Here is a 4,528-nt window from a genome sequence, read left to right on the forward strand (position 1 = left end):
ATCCAAATAGAATCGGAAAAACAACAGTTTGAACAAGCGGCGCTGCATTACCATGAGTTCCCAAGACCGGGTAAAATATCGGTCACGCCTATCAAGCAGTTAGCAAACCAGCGTGATCTTGCATTGGCTTATTCTCCTGGCGTTGCCGTTCCTTGTCTTGAGATCGAAAAAGACCCTACCTTAGCGGCCAAATATACAGCCCGTAGCAATTTGGTTGGCGTCATAACTAATGGTACTGCGGTACTCGGTCTAGGTGATATCGGTCCACTTGCCTCAAAGCCTGTTATGGAAGGTAAAGGGGTTTTGTTCAAAAAGTTTGCGGGTATCGATGTATTCGACTTAGAGATTGCCCAAAATGATCCTGATAAATTTATCGAAGCAGTAGCCTCGCTTGAGCCTACATTTGGTGGTATTAACCTAGAAGACATCAAGGCACCAGAGTGCTTTAAGATTGAGCGCGAACTGCGTAAGCGCATGAACATTCCTGTATTTCATGATGACCAACACGGCACCTCAATCATCGTTGCCGCTGCTATGCTCAACGCCCTTATTATCACCAATAAAAAGATTGAAGACATCAAGATCGTCTGTTCAGGTGCAGGCGCAGCAGCTATCTCTTGCTTGGATATCATCACCGCGCTTGGCGTTGATGTAAACAATATCTTTGTCTCGGACTCACGCGGTATCATCAGCACCAGCCGTGAGAATTTGGATGAATCAAAGCAGCGCTATGCTCGAGATACCGACGCCACTACCATCGATGAGGTGATGGATGATGTCGATATGTTCATCGGCCTATCGATGCCTGGTATCTTAAGCCCTGAGATGGTTCTACGCATGGCGCGAGACCCTATTATCTTTGCTCTAGCCAACCCCACGCCTGAGATCATGCCAGAGCTTGCACATTCGGTACGTCCAGATGTCATTATGGCAACAGGTCGCTCAGATTATCCCAATCAGGTCAATAATGCCTTATGCTTCCCTTATATCTTTCGCGGAGCACTCGATGTCGGCGCAACTACAGTTAACGAAGAGATGAAAGTTGCCTGCGTACGTGCAATCGCTGCTATGGCACACGTTGAAGCGACACCAATGAGCAATGTCAAGAGCATTGATAATATCAAGCGCTTTGGCCGTGATTATCTCATTCCAGGTGCCCTTGAGCCCAACCTTATTATCGAGATTGCCCCAGCTGTTGCTCAAGCGGCTATGGATTCAGGCGTAGCAACTTTGCCTATTGATGACTTTGATGCCTATCGTCAGCGTCTATCAGAATTCGTGTACAACTCAGCGTTTGTAATGAAGCCTATCTTTGCACGTGCAAAAACAGATCCTAAACGCATTGTTTATTGTGAGGGCGAGGATAGAAACGTACTTCTAGCCGTTCAGGTCGTCGTCGATGAACATTTAGCGCAGCCTATCTTGGTTGGTCGTCCCTCTGTTATCGAAAACAATATCGAAAAGCTCGGCCTACGTCTCAAAGAAGGTGTCAACATTACCATCGTCAATCCAGATGATGATCCTCGCTATAAAGATTACTGGATGGGCTACTATGAACAAAACAAGCGCCGCGGCGTCAGTATCGAGCTTGCTCGCCGTGACGTACGCCGTAAAACTACTTTGATCGGCTCGCTCCTTGTTAATAATGGTGATGCAGACGGTATGATCTGTGGTACCTTTAGCCATTATCAGTTGCACCTTGATTATGTACAAAGCGTCATCGGCAAAAAAGAAGGCGTCAGCGACTTTTATGCGATGAACGTAATCCTCATGCAAAATCGCAATATCTTTATCGCCGATACCTATATTCATGAAGACCCAACAGCAGAGCAATTGGCTGAGATGACTATCTTGGCGGTCGATCAGTTGCACCGCTTTGGTATCACACCAAGAGTAGCTCTGCTATCACATTCTAATTTTGGTACCTCAGACCGCGCAAGTGCTGTGAAGATGCGCAAGGTCTATCAGATCCTAACCGATATGAATGTTAACTTTGAGTTTGAAGGCGAGATGCAAGGCGATGCCGCTTTAGACGAGAATATTCGCTTAGAGGATATGCCATCAAGCCCGCTAAAAGGCTCTGCTAACCTGCTAATTTTGCCAACGCTTGATGCGTCAAACATTGCCTTTAATTTGCTTAAAACCGCAACCAGTAGTGCCTCTATCGGCCCTATCTTGTTAGGTGCAAATAAGCCTGTGCATATCTTGACGCCATCAGCGACAGCGCGCCGTATCGTCAATATGACTGCCCTTGCAGTTACTGAAGCAATAGATTTGGAAGACGTACAAAAAGCGTTATAGTCTAAAATAGCGTCTGTTATACTCAAACCAGTCAATGCTTATGTAGTGTTGACTGGTTTTTTACTGATTACATTAATGTGAGGTTGTCATGCAAGTTTATCTCGTCGGTGGTGCGGTACGCGATCAGCTCTTAGGACGCCCAATTAAAGACAAAGACTTTGTTGTGGTTGGTGCCACTGTTGATGAGATGATTGCCGCTGGGTTTTTGCAGGTCGGTGCAGATTTTCCTGTATTTTTGCACCCTACAAGCCAGCAAGAGTATGCCCTTGCTCGTACCGAGCGCAAGCAAGGTCATGGGTATCAAGGTTTTAGCGTTCATGCCAGCCCTGATGTCACCTTATTCGATGACTTACAGCGCCGCGACTTGACCGTCAATGCTATGGCGATACAAGTGATCAGCTTATTCGATGACAGCCCTCTCACAGGAGACGTGGTCGACTATTATGGTGGCCTTGATGATATCAAGGACAAGGTACTACGCCATGTGTCAGCGGCGTTTAGTGAGGATCCTCTGCGGGTACTACGTGTCGCGCGTTTTTATAGTCGCTATTATGACTATGGTTTTAGCATCGCTGATGAGACATTGACCTTAATGCAGCAATTGGTCGCCTCAGGTGAGCTTGAGCATTTAAGTGCGGAGCGTATTTGGCAAGAGTCGAGCCGTGCTATGATGCAATCCTCACCGCAAATCTATTGGCAGCAGTTATTTGAGCTTGGCGCATTGACGCCCTACTTTACACCTCTACATGAGGCTTGGGGTGATGGGCAAATAAGAGAAACGGTGCAAACTGCGCTATATTTTGCCGCGCAGATGCAACTTAATTTGTCACAGCGCTGGGCATTATTGATGAGTAGTCTAGCTTCGCAATCATTCGATATCAAGTTAACTAACTCTACTGCCGCGCAGGACATCGTCAGCATAGGTAACAGTGCAAAAGTCCCCAAAGCACAAACCCAGTTTGCTAGCCTTTTTATTGCCGAAAACGATAAGTTAAGAGCAGTAAACGAGCTAGATGCCGCGCAAAAGATTGATCTGATTCAAGCCTGTAGCGCGCACAAAGACCCCGCTAAGCTCTCGCAATTACTAGTTACCGCTCATGTGTTGCAATTAGCTATAGCTCATCGAGACATGATGCTGGCGCTCGGTAGCTTCCACGCTATCGGTATACAAGACATCTCGCCTGATCATAAAGGCGCAGCAATTGGTGAAGCGCTACGCCAAGCGCGTATAGAACATTTAAAAGCATAAACGTTATGATTGATACAACCCGTTTAGAACCTAATGAAACGCCTGTCATGCTAGTCACTGGCAGTGCTAAGCGCATTGGTGCCGCTATTATTGAAGCTGCCCATACGCGAGGCTACCGCGTTATTATTCACTGTCATCACAGCAAAATAGAAGCACAAATGCTAGCTGCTAAGCTTAATGATGTTCGTCCTAATACTGCCGCAGTTATTATGGCAGACTTAGCCATCATTAATGATAATGGTTTACTTAATCAGTTCGTACAAGACGTCATTAGCATTTTTGGGCAGCTTGACGTACTCGTTCACAACGCTTCACGCTTTTACCCAACTCCAATCGGCACTATTGATAGCGCGCAGTGGGACGAGCTGCTGTTAACTAACGCCAAAGCTCCGCTATTTTTAAGCCAAGCATTACTGCCTTATCTCAAACAACAGCAAGGCTGTATCATCAGTCTGCTCGATATTCATGCTCAAAATAAGCCTTTTAACAGTTATACGGTTTATAATATGGCAAAAGCTGCACACCAGATGCTGGTACAGTCACTGGCATTGGAAGTTGCTCCTGATATAAGGGTCAATGGTGTCGCGCCTGGGGTCAATATCTTACCTGATGCCGATAGTGATCAAGCTATTGATCTAGATCACCAGCAGCGCATTGTGGCCTCTATCCCTATACAGCGAGTTGGCACACCTGAGGATATCGCAGAAGCGGTATTATTTTTGGCAAAGGCAAGTTATATCACAGGCGAGATTATCAACGTTGACGGTGGTCGCCGATTGACCTTAGCAGGAGGCACTCGCTAAAGTCTTAAATAAAGAAAATATGTCAATCAAAGCGCGTATCTTGCTATCTTTTACTTGAAAATTAAAAAAAATGATGTATCATTATCCGTCTACCGTTAGGGCCCATAGCTCAGTTGGTTAGAGCAGAGGACTCATAATCCTTTGGTCGTAGGTTCAAGTCCTACTGGGCCCACCA

3 protein-coding genes and 1 tRNA gene are annotated in these 4,528 nt (G+C 46.1%); all 4 read left to right on the forward strand.

Features of this window, described 5'->3' with window-relative positions; all coding sequences use genetic code 11:
- Nucleotides 1-2,301 carry an NADP-dependent malic enzyme gene (locus ACTXGO_RS10060; protein WP_443574309.1) on the forward strand — a complete coding sequence of 767 codons (2,301 nt, stop codon included), beginning with the start codon at nucleotides 1-3 and terminating at the stop codon, nucleotides 2,299-2,301.
- A gap of 88 nt (nucleotides 2,302-2,389) precedes the next feature.
- Complete coding sequence (locus ACTXGO_RS10065) at nucleotides 2,390-3,550, forward strand: tRNA nucleotidyltransferase (protein ID WP_435950843.1); 1,161 nt, start codon at nucleotides 2,390-2,392, stop codon at nucleotides 3,548-3,550.
- Between the two features lie 5 nt (nucleotides 3,551-3,555).
- Entirely contained in the window at nucleotides 3,556-4,353 is a 798-nt protein-coding gene (locus ACTXGO_RS10070; protein WP_317199304.1) for a pteridine reductase, read from the forward strand.
- Between the two features lie 98 nt (nucleotides 4,354-4,451).
- Nucleotides 4,452-4,528 (forward strand) — tRNA-Ile (locus ACTXGO_RS10075).

The sequence above is a fragment of the Psychrobacter sp. T6-1 genome, from assembly GCF_052258445.1.